The organism is Streptomyces sp. NPDC007025 (assembly GCF_042869455.1).
In the GTDB taxonomy this organism is placed as follows: Bacteria; Actinomycetota; Actinomycetes; order Streptomycetales; family Streptomycetaceae; genus Streptomyces.
Window position 1 is genome coordinate 228,616 of record NZ_JBIAFT010000006.1, and the last position, 17,017, is coordinate 245,632.

Annotated in this window: 15 protein-coding genes; 9 read left to right on the plus strand and 6 right to left on the minus strand. The window is 73.1% G+C overall.

Features of this window, described 5'->3' with window-relative positions:
* The first annotated feature begins 457 nt into the window (after positions 1-457).
* The 5 genes from ACFYMO_RS13940 to ACFYMO_RS13960 all read left to right on the plus strand — a co-directional run bounded on the left by ACFYMO_RS13940 (position 458) and on the right by ACFYMO_RS13960 (position 8,111).
* Complete coding sequence (locus ACFYMO_RS13940) at positions 458-1,489, plus strand: rod shape-determining protein (RefSeq protein ID WP_276477698.1); 1,032 nt, start codon at positions 458-460, stop codon at positions 1,487-1,489.
* 112 nt (positions 1,490-1,601) lie between these two features.
* Entirely contained in the window at positions 1,602-2,291 is a 690-nt protein-coding gene (locus ACFYMO_RS13945; RefSeq protein ID WP_366770275.1) for an SDR family oxidoreductase, read from the plus strand.
* 79 nt (positions 2,292-2,370) lie between these two features.
* Positions 2,371-3,357, plus strand: a complete 987-nt coding sequence (locus ACFYMO_RS13950) for a methionine synthase (protein WP_366770322.1) — start codon at positions 2,371-2,373, stop codon at positions 3,355-3,357.
* A 14-nt stretch (positions 3,358-3,371) separates the two neighbouring features.
* Complete coding sequence (gene ligA / locus ACFYMO_RS13955) at positions 3,372-5,579, plus strand: NAD-dependent DNA ligase LigA (protein WP_366770274.1); 2,208 nt, start codon at positions 3,372-3,374, stop codon at positions 5,577-5,579.
* Positions 5,580-5,873: 294 nt separating this feature from the next.
* Entirely contained in the window at positions 5,874-8,111 is a 2,238-nt protein-coding gene (locus ACFYMO_RS13960) for a bifunctional diguanylate cyclase/phosphodiesterase (protein ID WP_366770273.1), read from the plus strand.
* 19 nt (positions 8,112-8,130) lie between these two features.
* On the opposite strand, the gene ACFYMO_RS13965 is transcribed toward ACFYMO_RS13960, so the two are convergent.
* The 5 genes from ACFYMO_RS13965 to ACFYMO_RS13985 are packed head-to-tail and all read right to left on the minus strand — an operon-like array spanning position 8,131 to position 12,014.
* Positions 8,131-9,219 (minus strand): serine hydrolase domain-containing protein, encoded by a 1,089-nt coding sequence (locus tag ACFYMO_RS13965; RefSeq protein ID WP_388546372.1) that lies wholly within the window; start codon positions 9,217-9,219, stop codon positions 8,131-8,133.
* Positions 9,216-10,151 carry a DUF6895 family protein gene (locus ACFYMO_RS13970; protein ID WP_366770271.1) on the minus strand — a complete coding sequence of 312 codons (936 nt, stop codon included), beginning with the start codon at positions 10,149-10,151 and terminating at the stop codon, positions 9,216-9,218. Before ACFYMO_RS13970 ends, ACFYMO_RS13965 begins: the two co-directional genes overlap by 4 nt.
* Positions 10,148-11,110: a DUF6895 family protein gene (locus tag ACFYMO_RS13975; protein WP_388546374.1), complete on the minus strand. Its 963-nt coding sequence runs from the start codon at positions 11,108-11,110 to the stop codon at positions 10,148-10,150. Before ACFYMO_RS13975 ends, ACFYMO_RS13970 begins: the two co-directional genes overlap by 4 nt.
* A complete protein-coding gene (locus ACFYMO_RS13980) occupies positions 11,107-11,811 on the minus strand; it encodes a hypothetical protein (protein ID WP_366770269.1) in 705 nt (234 codons plus the stop codon). The genes ACFYMO_RS13975 and ACFYMO_RS13980 overlap by 4 nt, the downstream gene beginning before the upstream one ends.
* Before the next feature lie 17 nt (positions 11,812-11,828).
* The gene (locus tag ACFYMO_RS13985; protein WP_366770268.1) at positions 11,829-12,014 is read right to left on the minus strand and encodes a hypothetical protein; all 186 of its coding nucleotides are present in this window, start codon (positions 12,012-12,014) and stop codon (positions 11,829-11,831) included.
* Positions 12,015-12,253: 239 nt separating this feature from the next.
* On the opposite strand from ACFYMO_RS13985, the gene gatC reads away from it, so the two are divergent.
* From gatC to gatB, 4 genes are read left to right on the plus strand one after another with little or no spacing between them, the layout of a single operon-like run.
* The gene (gene gatC, locus ACFYMO_RS13990; RefSeq protein ID WP_019355978.1) at positions 12,254-12,550 is read left to right on the plus strand and encodes an Asp-tRNA(Asn)/Glu-tRNA(Gln) amidotransferase subunit GatC; all 297 of its coding nucleotides are present in this window, start codon (positions 12,254-12,256) and stop codon (positions 12,548-12,550) included.
* A gap of 5 nt (positions 12,551-12,555) precedes the next feature.
* Positions 12,556-14,052 (plus strand): Asp-tRNA(Asn)/Glu-tRNA(Gln) amidotransferase subunit GatA, encoded by a 1,497-nt coding sequence (gene gatA, locus ACFYMO_RS13995; protein ID WP_366770267.1) that lies wholly within the window; start codon positions 12,556-12,558, stop codon positions 14,050-14,052.
* Complete coding sequence (locus ACFYMO_RS14000) at positions 14,049-14,294, plus strand: hypothetical protein (protein ID WP_366770266.1); 246 nt, start codon at positions 14,049-14,051, stop codon at positions 14,292-14,294. The genes gatA and ACFYMO_RS14000 overlap by 4 nt, the downstream gene beginning before the upstream one ends.
* 25 nt (positions 14,295-14,319) lie before the next feature.
* Positions 14,320-15,828 carry an Asp-tRNA(Asn)/Glu-tRNA(Gln) amidotransferase subunit GatB gene (gene gatB, locus ACFYMO_RS14005; protein WP_366770265.1) on the plus strand — a complete coding sequence of 503 codons (1,509 nt, stop codon included), beginning with the start codon at positions 14,320-14,322 and terminating at the stop codon, positions 15,826-15,828.
* Positions 15,829-15,934: 106 nt separating this feature from the next.
* On the opposite strand, the gene ACFYMO_RS14010 is transcribed toward gatB, so the two are convergent.
* Entirely contained in the window at positions 15,935-16,906 is a 972-nt protein-coding gene (locus ACFYMO_RS14010; RefSeq protein WP_366770264.1) for an MBL fold metallo-hydrolase, read from the minus strand.
* Between the last annotated feature and the right edge of the window lie 111 nt (positions 16,907-17,017).

A 17,017-nucleotide genomic window follows, 5' to 3' on the forward strand; every position in this document is an offset into this window, starting at 1 on the left:
TCGCTTCTCCCAATCTATGAGAGAATCCCACTTCTCCACGAAGCTGGGGACGTATTCCTCTGTATAGTGTCCGGTTTCCCGGACCTCGACGGGGTTGTCTCCGAATTCCTGAGCCGGTCGCGCGGAAATGACGAAACCTCCAGTGGTAGAGACGGTGGCCCAAGGCGCGGTCCCCGAGGACGCACCAGGCTTCGGGCTCGGTGAACCGCGCGTGGTCTCCGGTGCATAGCTATCCAACCCCCGGAGATCTATGCCACCAACTGGCTGATGCATGCGTGCGATTGTCCGGAAAACGCGCTCCGACCAGCATCTTTCCGATTCCAATTTTTCGGCGGGCCGGTGGGGCCCACCTGCCGCAGCAAACAGGACAGTTGGGTATGCTGCGGCTGGCAGCACCACAATTCAGACGACTCGTGGCATCCTCGTACAACACCGCACCGAGCTTGGGTGAGCACTCATGGCCAACCGCACCTCCTCCGCCCTCTCCTCCGCTTCCTCCTCGTTCCGTGGCCGCGACATCGGTATAGACCTCGGCACGGCCAACACGCTGGTGTACGAACGCGGGCGCGGGGTGGTACTCGACGAGCCCTCCGTCGTCGCGATCGACACCCGTACCGGAAAAGTGCTGGCGGTCGGCGCCCAGGCGCGTCAGGCCGTGGGACGAACCCCCGGAACGATCACCGCGACCCGCCCGCTCAAGGGCGGAGTCATCACCGATTTCGAGGCGACGGAGGGAATGCTGCGGTACTTCATCCGCGCCGCCCGCGACGGCCGGGGGCGCGGCCGGTCGCCCCGGGTGGTGGTGTGCGTACCCAGTGGGGTCACCGGAGTCGAGCGGCGTGCCGTGCTGCAGACCGCCAGCCGGGCGGGCGCCCGGTCCGTGCGGCTGATCGAGGAACCCATAGCTGCGGCGATCGGCGCCGGACTGCCGGTGCACGAGGCACGCGGCTCGATGGTCGTGGACATCGGCGGCGGCAGCACGGAGATCGCCATCATCTCGCTGGGCGGGATGGTCGTCTCCCGGTCGGCCCGGGTCGCGGGCGACGCGCTGGACGCGGCCATCGCCTCCTGGATCGAGCGGGAATACACCATCGCCGTCGGCGAGCGGACCTCCGAGGAGATCAAGATGTCCCTCGGCAGCGGCGAGTTCGTCCCGGTGCGCGGGCGCGACAAGCACACCGGGATGCCCAAGGTGGTCCAACTCTCGCCCGGGGAGATCGTGGAGGCCGTCGAGCGCCCGGTGCGCTCCATCGTGGCCGCCGTCCAGGCGGCGTTCGAGGAGTGCCCGCCCGAGCTGTACGGCGACATCATGGAGCGCGGCCTCGTCCTGACCGGCGGCGGCGCCCTGCTGCACGGCCTCGACGAGCGGCTGATCAAGGAGACCGGGATGCCGGTGACCATCGCCGACGAACCACTGGGGTGCGTGGCCCTGGGCACCGGGCGGTGCCTGGAGGAGTACGACAAACTGGAGTCGATCTTCGCGGCCTGAGGGCGCGCGCCGCCCCGGGCCCGCTCCCGCTCCCGGGCCCCGGCCGCGCGCCGCCCGCCCCTCCGGTGAGCCGCCCCGCGGCCGAACCACCGGGGTGCGGGATCATGGGGGCATGGCAACACATGTGATCACAGGCGCGGGCTCCGGGATCGGCGCCGAGGTGGCCCGCCGCCTCCTGGACCGCGGCGACACCCTCTACCTGCTCGCCCGGAACGCGGGCCGGGCCAAGGAACTGGCCGGCCGGTTCGAGGGCGCCCGCACGCTGGTCGGCGACCTGGCCGAACCGGGCCGCCTTTCCTGGGCGTTCGAGCACCAGGCGCTCCCCGAGGAAGTCGACTCGCTGCTCCACGTCGCCGGAGTCGTCGAACTGGCGACCGTCGGCGAGAGCACCCCCAAGCTGTGGCAGACCACGCTCGCCGCCAACCTGACGGCGCCCGCCGAGCTGACCCGGCTGCTGCTGCCGCAGCTCCGCCGCTCCCGCGGCCACGTCGTCTTCGTCAACTCGGGCGCCGGTCTGCGGGCCAACCCGGAGTGGGGCGCCTACGCGGCCAGCAAGCACGGCCTCAAGGCTCTGGCGGACGCGCTGCGCGGCGAGGAGAGCGGCAACGGGGTGCGGGTCAGCTCCGTCTATCCCGGGCGCACCGCCACTCCCATGCAGGAGAAGGTGCACCGCCAGGAGGGCAAGGAGTACGACCCCGGGCGCTGGATCCCCGCGGAGGCGGTGGCCACCAGCATCCTGACGGCCCTGGACCTGCCCAGGGGCGCGGAGATCACGGACCTTTCCGTGAAGCCCGGAGGCTGACCCGGTGAGCGAGAGCACGCAGACCGGCGGCGGCAGCGCCCTCCCGTGGGGCCCCGCGGCAGCCGGCGGCATCGGATCCATGCCCGGCACGGACGCCCGCGAGGCGGCCAGGACGGTCACCGGCGCGTTCGAGGCGCCGCAGCACCTGCCACACCTGCCGGAGTTGCCGGCCAGGGGGCCGGGCGCCGACATGCTGGGCCGTACCGCGGGCCTGCTGGCCGAGATGTACGTTCGCCTGGAGCCCAGCGGCTGGCGGATCGGCGACCGGCCGGGCCGGGACACCCGCCGGGCCCGCGCCTGGCTGGGCGAAGACCTCGACGCGCTGGAGGAGTTCACCCAGGGGTACGGCGAAGGGGAGGTCGCGCGGGGGCTGAAGGTGTCGGCCGTGGGGCCCTGGACGCTGGCCGCCGGACTGGAGCGGCGCAACGGCGAGGCCATGCTGGGCGACAGCGGAGCCGTCCGGGACCTGGCCGCCTCGCTGGCCGAGGGGCTGGCGGCGCATCTGGCGGACGTGCGGCGCCGGGTGCCGGGCGCCGTGCCCGTGCTGCAGTTGGACGAGCCCTCTCTCACCGCTGTGCTGCGCGGCAGCGTGCGCACGGCCAGCGGGTACCGCACCCACCCGGCCGTGGACCGGGCGGTGGTCGAAGGGGTGCTCCGCGAACTGCTCGCGGTGCACGACGGCCCCACGGTCGTCCACTCGTGCGCGCCGGGTGTGCCGCTCGGGCTGCTGCACCGGGCGGGTGCGGACGCCGTCTCGCTCGACCTCTCGCTGCTCACCGAGCGTGACGACGAGATGGTCGGCGCGGCCGTGGAGGGCGGACTGCGGCTCTTCGCGGGTGTCGTACCGTCCACCGAGCCGGACGGCGGGGCATTGTCAGACCCTGCCGGTAGCGTCAGGGGTGTCAGGTCGTTGTGGCGCAGGCTCGGGCTGTCCCCGGGGCTGCTGGCCGAGTCCGTCGTGGTCACCCCCACCTGCGGGCTGGCGGGGGCCTCGCCCGCGTACGCGCGGCAGGCGCTCGCCCACTGCGTCCGGGCAGCACGAGCACTCGCTGACAACCCTCAGTGACGGGAGGACCCACGGTGGCGGGCGAAGAGGACGGAACGGTCCCCGCGCAGCAGCGGGAGGAGCACCAGCGCCTCGCGGAGCAGATCGAGGAGCACCGCTTCCGGTACTACGTCAAGGACGCGCCGGTCGTCAGCGACGCCGAGTTCGACCGGCTGCTGCGGCGACTGGAGGCGCTGGAGGAGGAGCACCCCGCGCTGCGCACCCCGCAGTCCCCGACCCAGAAGGTCTCCGGGCGGTACGAGACGGAGTTCACGGAGGTCGCCCACCGGGAGCGGATGCTCTCGCTGGACAACGCCTTCGACGACGAGGAACTGGGCGAGTGGGCCGATCGCGTGGCCCGGGAGCTGGAGGGGGTGGACTACCACTTCCTGTGCGAGCTGAAGGTCGACGGCCTCGCGGTGAACCTCACCTACGAGCACGGCCGGCTGGTCCGCGCGGCGACCCGCGGCGACGGCCGCACGGGTGAGGACATCACCCCCAACGTGCGGACGATCTCCGACATCCCCGAGCGGCTGACCGGCGAGGGGCTGCCGGAGCTGGTCGAGGTGCGCGGCGAGGTGTTCTTCCCCATGGAGCGCTTCGAGGAGCTGAACGCCCGGCTGGTCGAGGCGGGTGAGAAGCCCTTCGCGAACCCGCGCAACGCGGCGGCCGGCTCGCTGCGCCAGAAGGACCCGCGGGTGACGGCCACCCGCCCGCTGCACATGGTGGTGCACGGGATCGGCGCCCTGGAGGGCTTCGCCAAGGAGGACTTCGCCCGCCTCTCGAACGTCTACCACCTGCTGCGCGAATGGGGCCTGCCCACCTCGGCACACGCCGAGGTGGTGGACGGGCTGGCGGGCGTACGCCGGTTCATCGCCCACTACGGCGAGCACCGGCACTCGGTGGAGCACGAGATCGACGGCGTCGTCGTCAAGCTGGACGAGATCCGCCTCCAGGGGCGGCTGGGGGCCACCTCGCGCGCGCCGCGCTGGGCCATCGCGTGGAAGTACGCGCCCGAGGAGGTCAACACCGAACTGGTCGACATCCGCGTCGGTGTGGGCCGCACCGGCCGGGTCACCCCGTATGCGGTGGTGGAGCCGATCACGGTGGCCGGTTCCGAGGTGGAGTTCGCCACGCTGCACAACCAGGACGTGGTCAAGGCCAAGGGCGTGCTCATCGGCGACACGGTCGTGCTCCGCAAGGCGGGCGATGTGATCCCCGAGATCCTGGGCCCGGTCGCCGATCTGCGCGACGGCACCGAGCGGGAGTTCGTGATGCCCGCCGAGTGCCCCGAGTGCGGATGGACGCTCCAGCCCATGAAGGAGGGCGATGTCGATCTGCGCTGCCCCAACGCCCGCTCCTGCCCGGCCCAGTTGCGCGAGCGGCTGTTCTATCTGGCGGGCCGCAAGGCGCTGGACATCGAGCACTTCGGCTACGTGGTCGCCAGCGCGCTGACCCAACCGCTGGAGCCGGCGCAGCCGCCGCTGCGCGACGAGGGCGGACTCTTCGACCTGACGGTGGAGGACCTGCTGCCCATCGTGGCCTATGTCCTCGACCCGGACAGTGGGCTGCCCAAGCGGGACCCCGCGAGTGGCGAGGACAAGACGGTCACCCTGTTCGCCAACAAGCAGGGCGAGGCGCGCAAGAACACCCTGGCGATGCTGGAGAACATCCGGGCGGCCAAGGAGCGCCCGCTCGCCCGGATCATCACCGGTCTCTCCATCCGGCACGTCGGCCCGGTGGCCGCCGAGGCGCTGGCCCGCGAGTTCCGCTCGCTGGACCGGATCGCCGGGGCCCAGGAGGAGGAACTGGCCGCCACCGAGGGCGTGGGTCCCACCATCGCCGCCTCGCTCAAGGCGTGGTTCGCCGAGGACTGGCACCGCGAGATCGTGGAACGGTGGAGAGCCGCCGGAGTCCGGATGGAGGCGGAGGACGCCGGGGAGGAGGGCCCGCGTCCGCTGGCGGGGCTGACCACCGTCGTCACCGGCACCCTGGCCTCCTACACCCGGGACGGGGCCAAGGCCGCGCTGCAGGAGCAGGGCGCCAAGGTCACCGGGTCGGTCTCGAAGAAGACCGACTTCGTCATCGTGGGCGAGAACCCTGGCTCGAAATACGACAAGGCGGTGCAGGCGAAGGTGCCGATTCTGGACGACGACGGGCTAGCCGTCCTGTTGGCCGAGGGACCGGAAGCGGCCCGTGCGGCGGCACTGGCGACTGGGGAGGAGGAGGAAGCGGACGTCTGACGGCGGAGCGGGCCACCAGGGGTGAGTCCGGGACATTCCCCAACGCACCGCCCCTGCCGCGCCGTTCACGCACGGGCCACATCCGGCCACCTCCGTCCCGCCCCTCACGTGCGCGGAACTCCGCCGTCCGCCCCCGCCGTCCGCGGGACGCGCCCCGGTCGGGCACGCACCGCGTAGACGCATTCAGGGCAAGACCGGCCGATCGCTGCCCCTCTTCCCAGGCAGCGGCCTACTGTTGACACAGACGCCTGTCGTGGCGAGGGGCAGGCGTGGACGGCTGCGAGAGGGACCAGGATGCTGGATTTCTCCGGGGGATCCAGGCCCCCGTTCTCCCGCCTGCCCTCGGACGGCACCCGGGGCAGGGCGGGACGAGACACCGGGGCGGGCAGGTCCGGGGGTGCGACGGAGAACCGGAAGGCGACGGCCCGCGGGGGTGCGGGCGGCGGGCCGGAGACCGGTGCGGGCGGCGGGGAGGAAGCGCCGTGGCTCCAGCGGCTCGTGGCGCTGCGCCCTCCGCTGCTGCCCGCGCTGGCGGTGGCCGCCGCGGCGCTCGCGCTGGCCGCGGGCGCGGCCCGGGTGCTGTGGCGGGGCGGCATGCTCTTCCCGGACGGCACCCCCGGCTGGTCGTTCGCGGTCCTCACCGGCTGCGTGGTGGCGCATCTGGTCACCATGAGCCGGGACCGCTGGTGGAGCGGCACCGGTTCGGGCCCGGCGCTGACCCTCGCCGTTCTGCTGTTGTACGGCTGGGTGCCCGCACTGCTGGTCAGTCTTGCGGTCGTGGTGCTGGTCGGCGGGGCGCGGCGGCACCGCTGGCGGCAGGCGTTCGTGCACGGGGCCATCGACATCCTCGGCATCGCCGCCGCGGGACTGGCCCTCGCACTGTGCGGGGTGCACCCCTCGGTCGAGGACCCGTGGCAGCCCGACGACTGGTCGCCGGCCGCCGCGGCCGTGATCCCGCTGGCCGCCGCCGGGTATCTGCTGACCACCCGGGGACTGCAGTGGTTCTGCTTCGCCCCGCGCACCCGCGGACTGCCCTCGGCGCTGCGCACCGCCGTGGTGCGGCAGGGCCTGATCGCCGTCGCGCTGCTGGGCATCGCGCCGCTCATCGTCGTCGTAGCGGTGCACAAGTCGCCGCTCCTGCCGCTGTTCGCCGTCCCGCTGATCGCACTCGACTCCACCCTGCGCATCGCCCGCGCCCGCGCCGAGGAGCAGTTGCGCGACCCGCTGACCGGCCTGCCGAACCGGCTGTGGCTGCTGGAGCGCGCCTGGGCCGCCCTGGACGAGGCCGAACGCACTGCCGAACGCGCCGCGCTGGTCCTCATCGACCTCGACCGCTTCCGCTCCGTCAACGACACCCTCGGCCATCTCGCGGGTGACCGGCTGCTGCTGCAGATCGCCGAGCGGCTGCGCGCCGCCCTGCCGCGCGGTGCCGAGGCGGCCCGGCTCGGCGGGGACGAGTTCGCCGTCCTGCTGCCCGTCGCCGACTCCACCACCAGCGCCCAGCGGATCGCCCGGGGCCTGGTCTCGGCACTCAGCTCCCCGCTCGATCTGGACGGGCTCACGCTGGTGCTGGAGGCCAGCGCCGGAGTCGCCGTCTACCCCGAACACGCCACCGAGGCCGAGGGGCTGCTGCGCCGCGCCGACGTGGCGATGTACGAGGCCAAACGCGACCGCACCGCCGTGGAGGTCTACGAGGCCACCCGGGACGGCAACACCCCCGACCGGCTCGGCCTGCTGGCCGATCTGCGGCGCGCGCTGGACGCCGGCGAGGTCGAACTGCACTACCAGCCCAAGGTCGGGTTCGACGGCACCGTCTCCGGGCTGGAGGCGCTGGTGCGGTGGGTGCATCCGGAGCGGGGCCGGGTCCCTCCGGACGAGTTCATCGCCATCGCCGAGACCTCGGGGCTGATGCCGCGGCTGACCGAGTACGTGCTGGAGACCGCGCTCGCCCAGGTGGCCACCTGGCGCAGGGGCGGGCTGACGGTGCCGGTGGCGGTCAACGTCTCGCCGCGCGACGTGCACTCGCCCGGCTTCGCCGGGGCCGTCGCGGCCCGGCTGGCCCGGCACGGGGTGCCGCCCGGCGCGCTCCAGCTGGAGATCACCGAGCATGTGCTGCTGGAGGACCCGCAGCAGGCGGCCGACACCCTGGCGGGGCTGACCGGCCACGGCGTGAAGATGTCGCTGGACGACTTCGGGACGGGCTACTCCTCACTGGTGCATCTGCGGCGGCTGCCGGTGAGCGAGCTGAAGATCGACCGCTCGTTCGTGGCCCGGCTGGCGGTGGACACCGAGGACGCGGAGATCGTGCGGTGCACCGTCGATCTGGCCCACTCCCTGGGGCTGCTGGTGGTCGCCGAGGGCGTGGAGGACGACGAGACCTGGGAGCGGCTGCGCGACCTGGGCTGCGACGCGGTGCAGGGCTGGCTGGTGGCGGCCGCCATGCCGCCCGGCGAGACCACGGCCTGGCTGCGGGCGCGGGAGGTCCCGGCGGACCGCTCCCTTCCCTCCGGACCGCCCGCGCGCACACCGTGACGGGAGCCCGCGGCCCGGTTCACCCGGCCGCGGCCTCCTCCACCAGCGCGTACAGCAGCTCGTAGGCGGTCGGCACCAGCCGGCAGCCGCGGTAGCGGCGGGTGGCCACGGCGGTCAGGCCGGTGCCGGACGCCGGATGGAAGCCGCAGAACGCCTGCTGCCCGAAGGTCGCACCGGCGTGGAAGAGGAGCGGCCCGCCCGGCGCGGGGTGCTGGAACCAGGTCAGGGTGTGGGTCTCACCGCGCTCCCCGCCCCGGTGCAACTGGGGTCGCCGCACCGCGTGCAGCGGGCCGTTCAGCGGGGTGTCCGCGGGGGAGAGGTGGGCCTCCAGGAAGCCGAGCAGATCGTGCGGGGTGGCCCGGACGGCTCCCGCCGCACCGAACCCGCCCAGGTCGGCGCCCGGGACGGGGGTGCGGCCGTCCCTCTGGTGCCCGACCGCGTCCGCGCCGGCGGGGCCCGGCCCCAGCGTGGTCCCGGTCAGCCCGAGGGGCCGCAGCACCCGGGTGCCCAGTACCGCGGGGAAGCTCCCGCCGCCCGCCCGGGAGAGGGCGGGGCCCAGCAGGGCGATCCCGAAGTTGGAGTAGATCCACCTGCGGCCCGCCGGATGCCGCAGCCGGGTGGCGGCGAAGCTGCGCAGCAGCCGCTCGGTGCCGAAGCGGGCGTAGCCGTTGCGGTGCGGCCGCAGCAGTGCGCCCGGGACGAGTGCGTGCGGGACGCGGGGCAGTCCGGAGGTGTGGGTGGCCAGATGGCGCAGCGTGATGCGGTGCGCTTCGGGACGCACGGGCCGGTCCGCGGGCGGCAGGTGGGCCGTGAGCGGATCGTCCTGGTGCAGTACGCCCTCGTCGGCCAGCGTCGCCAGCAGCAGCACGGTGTAGGTCTTGGAGAGCGAGCCCAGTTCGTAGCGCAGCGCCTCGCGCGGAGTGTCCGGCGGCTGTGCCCGGCCGCCGGACACCAGGGTGCGCCGACCGTGCCGGGTGACGCCGAACACCACGTCCGGGGCGTCCACGCGGGCCACTTCGCGGGCCAGCCGGTCGGTGAGCGCGGCCTCGGAGCCGCAGGTGTTCACCCGTGGCTCGGCGAGCGCGGTCCGGGAGCCGCCCGGGCTCACGCGCCGCCGCCCGACAGGGAGCGGGAGGTGGCCATCGCGGAGGCGAACGCGGACACCAGCGTGGGATGGTGCACCAGGTCGAAGACGTCGGACGGATCGCCCTCCGGCATCGGCCCGTGCACCGGCATCGCGCCCGTCGGCGACTGCGCCGCCGCGTACCGCTCCCACAGCGCCCCGTCCAGGGCGGCGCGTGGCAGGCAGGCGTCGACGATGAAGAGTTCGCCCAGCAGGTCCCAGTGCTCCAGTTCGGCCCAGTCCGCCGCCCAGGCGGGCAGATACAGCTCCAGATAGCGGGCCAGCTCCTCGGGGATGCCCTCGGGCTGTTCACCCCAGTTGGTCAAATGGAAGACGGTGTGGGTGATGTCGTAGGCGATGTGCAGCTGCACGGCCCATGGCTCCGGCTGCCGGCCCAGCACGGTGGTGGCGAGGGTCTCGGCGAAGTCGCCGCTCGGCTCCAGCCCCATCCGGCGCTCCGCGTTCAGGACGCCGAGCCGCCGGTTGGGGACCATCTCCAGGGCCTGCCAGGCGCGGGTGGCGCGCGGTGCGCGCAGCGCGGCCTCCAGGCCGGGGTGCCGGTGGCCCAGCTCGTGGAAGACGGCGTAGATCTCCAGCGGTACCGGGGAGAAGGGCTCGTCGTGCTGGAGCGCGGCCAGGACGTTGCCGCCGTCCAGCAGCTCCCGCCAGGCGAAGTCCAGCAGCGAGGTGGCCCGCTCCCGCTGGCGGCCGCCCGCCACACCCTCCCGGGAGAGCATCCGCATGTTGATGGCCAGCTCGCCGATCGGCTTGAGGCGCTCCATCAGCGCGTCGCCGCGTGCCCGGTCCGCCTCCGTGAGCCGGAAGTGGTCGCGGTTGGCGTCGAGCCAGGCCAGCGCGCGGTCGCCCACGCCGTGCAGCAGGGCGGGAGGGGCGGGTGCGGGGGCGGTCGTGGTCATCCGGGAGCCTCGCTGTCCAGGGTCGCGGTCCGGGCCAGGGTGCCGGCGAACGCCAGCACGAGCGTGGAGTGGTAGCAGGCGGTGAAGCACTCAGCAGGGTCGGTGCCGGGCGGCGGCGGGCCGTCCCGCTCGGGCAGGGCGCCGTCGGCGGTGCGTGCCGCGGCCAGCCGCTGCCAGGCCGCCGCGTCGAGCGCGGCGCCCGGCAGGCAGGCGGCGACGGCGAGGAGCTCTCCGGCCAGGTCCCACAGCCGCTCCTCCAGCCAGCTGCCCAGCCATGCCGGGAGCCACAGTCGCAGATACTCGGCCGCGGCGGGGGAGAGCCGGCAGGGGGCGCGGCCCCAGTCGGTCAGGTGGAAGACGTCGTGGGTGAGGCCGTAGGCCGTCCGGCACTCCAGGAACCAGGGCTCGGGCAGCCGCCCCAGCCAGGTGTGGGCCAGCGCGCCGGCGAAGTCCGTGTGGTGCGGCACCCCGATCCTGGCCTCGGCGTTGAGCACGGCCAGGGTGCGGGTGTGGTCCTCGCGGGCCAGTTGCCAGCCGCGCAGCCCGGTGGTGGTCCGCACCAGCTCGTCCACGGCGGCGTCGCGCAGCCCGGCCCGGGCGAAGCTGCCGTACAGCTCCACCGGGTAGGTCGCCTGCGGCTCGCCCCGTACGAGTTCGGCGAACAGCTCGCCATGCCGGGCCTCCTGCCAGGCGTGCGCGAGCAGCCGCCGCGCCCGGTCGCGGAGCTCCGGCAGCGGATGGAGCTCCGCGATCAGGGCCGAGAGCTCGGCGAGTTCACCGAGCGGTTTGAGGGTCAGATTGGGATCGGCGGTGGTCGCCACGTCCGGCGGCAGCCGGAAGTGCGCGCTGTGCCGCTCGATCCAGTCCAGGCCCTCGGCGACCAGGGCGTCGAGGAGTTCGGCGAGTTCCGTGCCGGGGCGGGCGCGCGGCTCCGTGGGAGCCGCGCGGGCGGTGGTCACCGGCCCCGTCCGAAGAAGGTCCGCGCGGCGGTGAGGTGCACGGCGGCCCGCGGGTCGCCGCTCATCTGCTGGACGAAGCGCAGTCCGCTGTCCAGGCCGAGCGACGGCGGGGTCTGCGGCAGTCTGGCCAGCCATCTGCCGAGCCCTGCGGCCTGCTGCCAGTCGCGGCGGCGCACCGCGCGCACGAATCCGCGCGCCAGGTCCTCGGTCCGGCCGGAGAGCCGGTCGGCGAGGGCGCCGGCGAGTCCGGGCAGCGCGAGCGAGGCGAGCTGGGAGACCCGGTGCGAGAGCCGGGGCCAGGGTTCGGTGTCCAGCCAGCCGTCCGCCGGGTCGGGCGCGGGCGGCAGCTGTGCGGCGTGTGCGGGCAGCAGCGCGCGGGTGGCCTCGACCAGTCCGCGGTAGCTCCAGGCGGAGACGGCCGTGGGGTCGTCGCCGGGGGGGAAGGCGATGAGCGCCTGCCGCACCATGGCCGCGTCCGCGCCCCCCGCACCGTCGGCTCCGCGGCCGCCGTCCAGGGCGTACGGGGCGAGGGCGTCGGCCCCCAGCACCCGGACCGCCGCGGGCGAGAGTGCGTCTTCCTGGGGCAGGGTCCTGGTGAGCGCATACGGATCGCCCTCGCCGCGGAGGGCGAGGGCGATCCCGGATGCGGCATCAGCGATGACCGCGTGCAACGCGGCTGCTCCCTGTGCCTGTTCCGTCAAGGTGATCCCCTACCTGGTTACTTCGTCTCCGTCTTGGGACGGGGGGTCGGGGGAGAGATCAGCAGCAGCGCGGCGAGAACCAGTCCACCACCGCACTCCCGCGTGTCACGGAAGACGCCGTCCGGCTCGGGGGCGCTCATCAGGCCTTCCACTTCGGCGGCCAGCGCCGCGGTCTCGGGCTGGGCGGTGCGATCCATAGGCATACGATCACTCCTTTTTCCGTTGAGGACGGTTTCTATGGTGACCTGCGCCTCATAGGTACGCAATTCGGGTAAAAGGTACATCGTTCCGAAGCTCTGACCAGCGGCGACGCGCCCCGCGGCGCACGAACGGCCGCCCCTCCACCACCGGACGGCCCGAGCGGGAAAGCCGTTCTCCGGCAGTCGGGGGCGCCCCATAGGATTGGGGCGGACAATCCGACACTCACCCAGAGGACCGCTGCATGCCTGGCATCTCGCGCGAGGAGGTCGCCCACCTCGCGAAGCTGGCGCGCCTGGAGCTGAAGGACGAAGAGCTCGACCACTTCGCCGGACAGCTCGACGACATCATCGGCGCGGTGGCCGCCGTCTCCGATGTCGCCGACGAGGCCGTACCACCGACCTCCCACCCGCTCCCGCTCACCAACGTCATGCGACCGGACGAGGTCCGTCCGTCGCTGACCCCGCAGCAGGCGCTCTCCGGAGCCCCCGCGCAGGAGCAGCAGCGCTTCAAGGTGCCGCAGATCCTGGGGGAGGAGTGACCGGGATGCCGGAGGAACTGAGCACGCTGACCGCCGCCGAACTGGCGGCGCGGATCGCGAGCGGCGAGGTCACCGCCGTCGAGGCGACCGAGGCCCATCTGGCCCGGATCGGCGCGGTGGACGAGAAGGTCAACGCCTTCCTGCACGTGGACCGCGAGGGTGCGCTCGCCCAGGCCCGCGAGGTCGACGCCAAGCGGGAGCGCGGCGAGAAGCTGGGCCCGCTGGCCGGCGTCCCGCTGGCGCTGAAGGACCTGTTCACCACCGAGGGGGTGCCGACCACCGCGGGGTCGAAGATCCTGGAGGGCTGGATCCCGCCCTACGACGCGACGGTCACCAAGCGCCTCAAGGACGCCGACGTCGTCATCCTCGGCAAGACCAACATGGACGAGTTCGCCATGGGGTCCTCCACCGAGAGCAGCGCCTACGGCCCGACCGCCAACCCCTGGGACCTCACCCGGATCCCGGGCGGCTCCGGCGGCGGCTCGGCCGCCTCGCTCGCCGCGCACATGGCGCCGCTGGCCATCGGCACGGACACCGGCGGCTCGATCCGCCAGCCCGCCGCCGTGACCGGCACGGTCGGCGTCAAGCCCACCTACGGCGGGGTCTCCCGGTACGGGATGATCGCCTTCTCCTCGTCACTGGACCAGGGCGGTCCCTGCGCCCGTACGGTGCTGGACGCGGCGCTGCTGCACAGCGTCATCGCGGGCCACGACGAGCGGGACTCGACCTCCATCGCGCAGCCGGTCCCGGACATCGTGGCGGCGGCCCGCAACGGCTCGGCGAGCGGGATGCGCGTCGGCGTCGTCAAGGAGTTCCGCGGCGAGGGCTACCAGGACGGCGTGATGCAGCGCTTCGACGAGTCCGTCGAACTGCTGCGCGAGCTGGGCGCGGAGATCGTGGAGCTGTCCTGCCCCTCGTTCACCAAGGCCCTGGCGGCCTACTACCTGATCGCCCCGTCCGAGTGCTCCTCCAACCTGGCCCGTTTCGACGCCATGCGCTACGGCCTGCGCAGCGGCGACGACGGCAGCCACTCGGCGGAGGAGGTCACCGCGCTGACCCGGGAGGCCGGCTTCGGCGACGAGGTCAAGCGCCGCGTCATGCTCGGCACCTACGCGCTCAGCTCCGGCTACTACGACGCCTACTACGGCTCGGCGCAGAAGGTCCGCACCCTGATCACCCGCGATTTCGAGAAGGCGTTCGAGCAGGTGGACGTGGTGGTCTCACCGACGTCCCCCACCACCGCCTGGCCGATCGGCGAACGCGTCGACGACCCGATGGCGATGTACCTCGCGGACGTCTGCACACTCCCGTCCAACCTGGCGGGCAACTCCGCCATGTCCATCCCGTGCGGACTCGCACCGGAGGACGGGCTCCCGGTGGGGCTGCAGATCATCGCCCCCGCCATGGCCGATGACAGGCTCTACCGTGTCGGTGCGGCCCTGGAGGCCGCCTTCCAGGCACGTTGGGGGCACCCGCTGCTAGAGGAGGCACCGTCGCTGTGAGTTCGAAGCTGCAGAAGGCCAAAGGTTTCAAGAAGTCCAGGTCCGGGCTGTACTTCTCCATCGCCACCTCGCTGATCGGTGTCCCCGGCACCGTCAAGCGCGCCAAGGAGGCGAAGAAGGAGGGGGACATGCTGCAGCTCGTCGATGTGGCGGTCTCCGCGGCCGGCATCGTCACCGGCGTCGTGCTGCTGGTGCGCGAGCTGCGCCGGCTCGACGTCGTCGACGACATCCTCGACGACTGACGCGGGAGAGAAAGGTACGTTTTCCGTGACCGTCACCGAACTGGTGTCGTACGACGAGGCACTGGCCTCCTACGACCCCGTCATGGGCCTCGAGGTCCACGTCGAGCTCGGCACCAGGACCAAGATGTTCTGCGGCTGCTCGACCGAGCTGGGAGCCGAGGCGAACAGCCAGGTCTGCCCGACCTGCCTGGGACTGCCCGGTGCGCTGCCCGTCGTCAACAAGGTGGGCGTGGAGTCCGCCGTCCGGATCGGCCTCGCGCTGAACTGCCGGATCGCCGACTGGTGCCGCTTCGCCCGGAAGAACTACTTCTATCCGGACATGCCGAAGAACTTCCAGACCTCCCAGTACGACGAGCCGATCGCCTTCGACGGCTATCTGGACGTCCAGCTGGAGGACGGCGAGGTCTTCCGCGTGGAGATCGAACGCGCCCACATGGAGGAGGACACCGGCAAGTCCACCCACGTGGGCGGGGCCACCGGACGCATCCACGGCGCCTCGCACTCGCTGCTGGACTACAACCGGGCCGGCATCCCGCTGATCGAGATCGTCACCAAGCCCATCCAGGGCGCGGGCGAGCGGGCACCGGAGGTCGCCAAGGCGTACGTCGCCGAGCTGCGTGAGCTCATCAAGGCGCTCGGCGTCTCCGAGGCCCGGATGGAGATGGGCCAGATGCGCTGCGACGTCAACCTCTCGCTCCGCCCCAAGGGCACCGAGAAGTTCGGCACCCGCAGCGAGACGAAGAACGTCAACTCGCTGCGCAGCGTCGAGCGCGCCGCCCGGTTCGAGATCCAGCGGCACGCCGCTGTGCTCTCCTCCGGCGGCACCATCATCCAGGAGACCCGGCACTTCCACGAGGAGGACGGGTCCACCACCTCCGGCCGGATCAAGGAGGAGGCGGAGGACTACCGCTACTTCCCCGAGCCCGACCTGGTGCCCGTCGCACCCGCCCGCGAGTGGGTGGAGGAGCTGCGCGGCACCCTGCCGGAGCTGCCCCGGGTGCGGCGGATGCGGCTGCGCGAGGAGTGGGGCATCTCCGAGCACGAGATGCAGTCGGTGCTCAATGCGGGCGCCGTCGACCCGATCGTCGCCACCGTGGACGCCGGCGCCCCCGCCGACCAGGCCCGCAAGTGGTGGATGGGGGAGCTCGCGCGTCGCGCCAACGAGGACGGCGCCGAGCTGACGGCGCTGCCCATCACCCCCGAGCAGGTCGCCCGGCTCTGCGCACTGGTCGCCGAGGGCTCGCTGAACGACAAGCTCGCCCGGCAGACCATCGAGGGCGTGCTGGCCGGTGAAGGCGGTCCGGACGAGGTGGTCGAGAAGCGTGGCCTCAAGGTCGTCTCGGACGAGGGTGCGCTGGGTACCGCCGTCGACGAGGCCATCGCCGGGAACCCGGACATCGCCGAGAAGGTGCGCGGCGGCAAGGTCCAGGCCGCCGGTGCCCTGGTCGGCGCCGTCATGAAGGCCACCCGGGGCCAGGCCGACGCGGGCCGTGCCCGCGAGATGATCCTGGAGAAGCTGGGCGTCGAGGGCTGAGCCCGGCCGACCGGCCGCACGGCGAGGGGTGGGGGCACCGCGACCGGTGCCCCCACCCCTCGCCGTGTCGGTTCCCCCGCGCTGCCGCCGCGTCAGGTCGACAGCCTCAGCGGCCGGGCTGCTCGGCGGCGAAGGCGATCATCTCGGGCAGCACCTCGGCGAGCGGGCCCGGCTCGGTGCCGTCCAGGTGCCGGTACTCGGTTCCGACGGTCACCACCAGCCGCTCCACCAGGCCGAGCTCCGGCCCGAACCCCTCCCCGGCGATGGTGCGCGCCGCCTCGAGCGCCGGCACCCCGCGGGCGTGCAGCGCGTGCGCGCGCTCCCGCAGCCGGTCCAGATAGCCGATGTGGGAGCGCAGCCCGGCCGCGTCGAGCACCGGCCCGTGGCCGGGGACGATGATCCCGGCTCCGGTCTCCAGCACCCGCTCGCAGGCCCCGATGACGTTCTCCAGCGGCCCCGCCCAGTGCACCGGGTGGTCGCCGGGCTCCTGCGGCGTCGAACCGAAGACGACGTCGCCGGTGAAGACGGTGCCGTGGTCCGGCAGGTGCACCAGCAGGTCCCCGGTGGTGTGCGCGGGCGGCAGGCTGGTCAGCAGGACGGGGTGGCCACCGACCGTCAGCTCCAGCTCGCCCTCGAAGACGGTGGTGGGTGCCACGACCCGGGTACCGGACCAGTCGAAGTGCCCGAAGTGCTCCGCAAGATAGCTGCCGACCGGGGACCCCTCGCCCGACGAGTCGATCATCCGGCGCAACTCCGCCGGGCTCGGCTCCAGTTCGAGGTGGTGCCGGGCCTCCCGGGTGGCGATCACCTCGGCAGCCGGCACGACGTCGGCGCCCCACAGATGGTCGCCGTTGGCGTGGGTGACGACGATCCGGGCTATCCCCTGCCCGCCGAGTATCCGCTGGGACTCCGCCAGGAACGCCTCGGCCAGGGGCCGGTCGTAGGGGGTGTCGATCCACAGGGCCTCCTGCGAGGTCGCCAGCAGTCCGCAATTGGCGAGCCCCCAGCCGCGCCGCGGTGGCTTCCAGAGGTACAGATCGTCAGCGAGGGGCAGCAGAGCCGCAGGGGAGAGTGCCATGCGTTTGATTGTGCCGTGGCCCACTGCCGAGGGCCGTTGCCGGGGCGGAGGCGGGAGACGACGACGGGCCGCGGGGCGGCCTGGTGGCAGCGGCGAGCCGGCGCGGGGCCG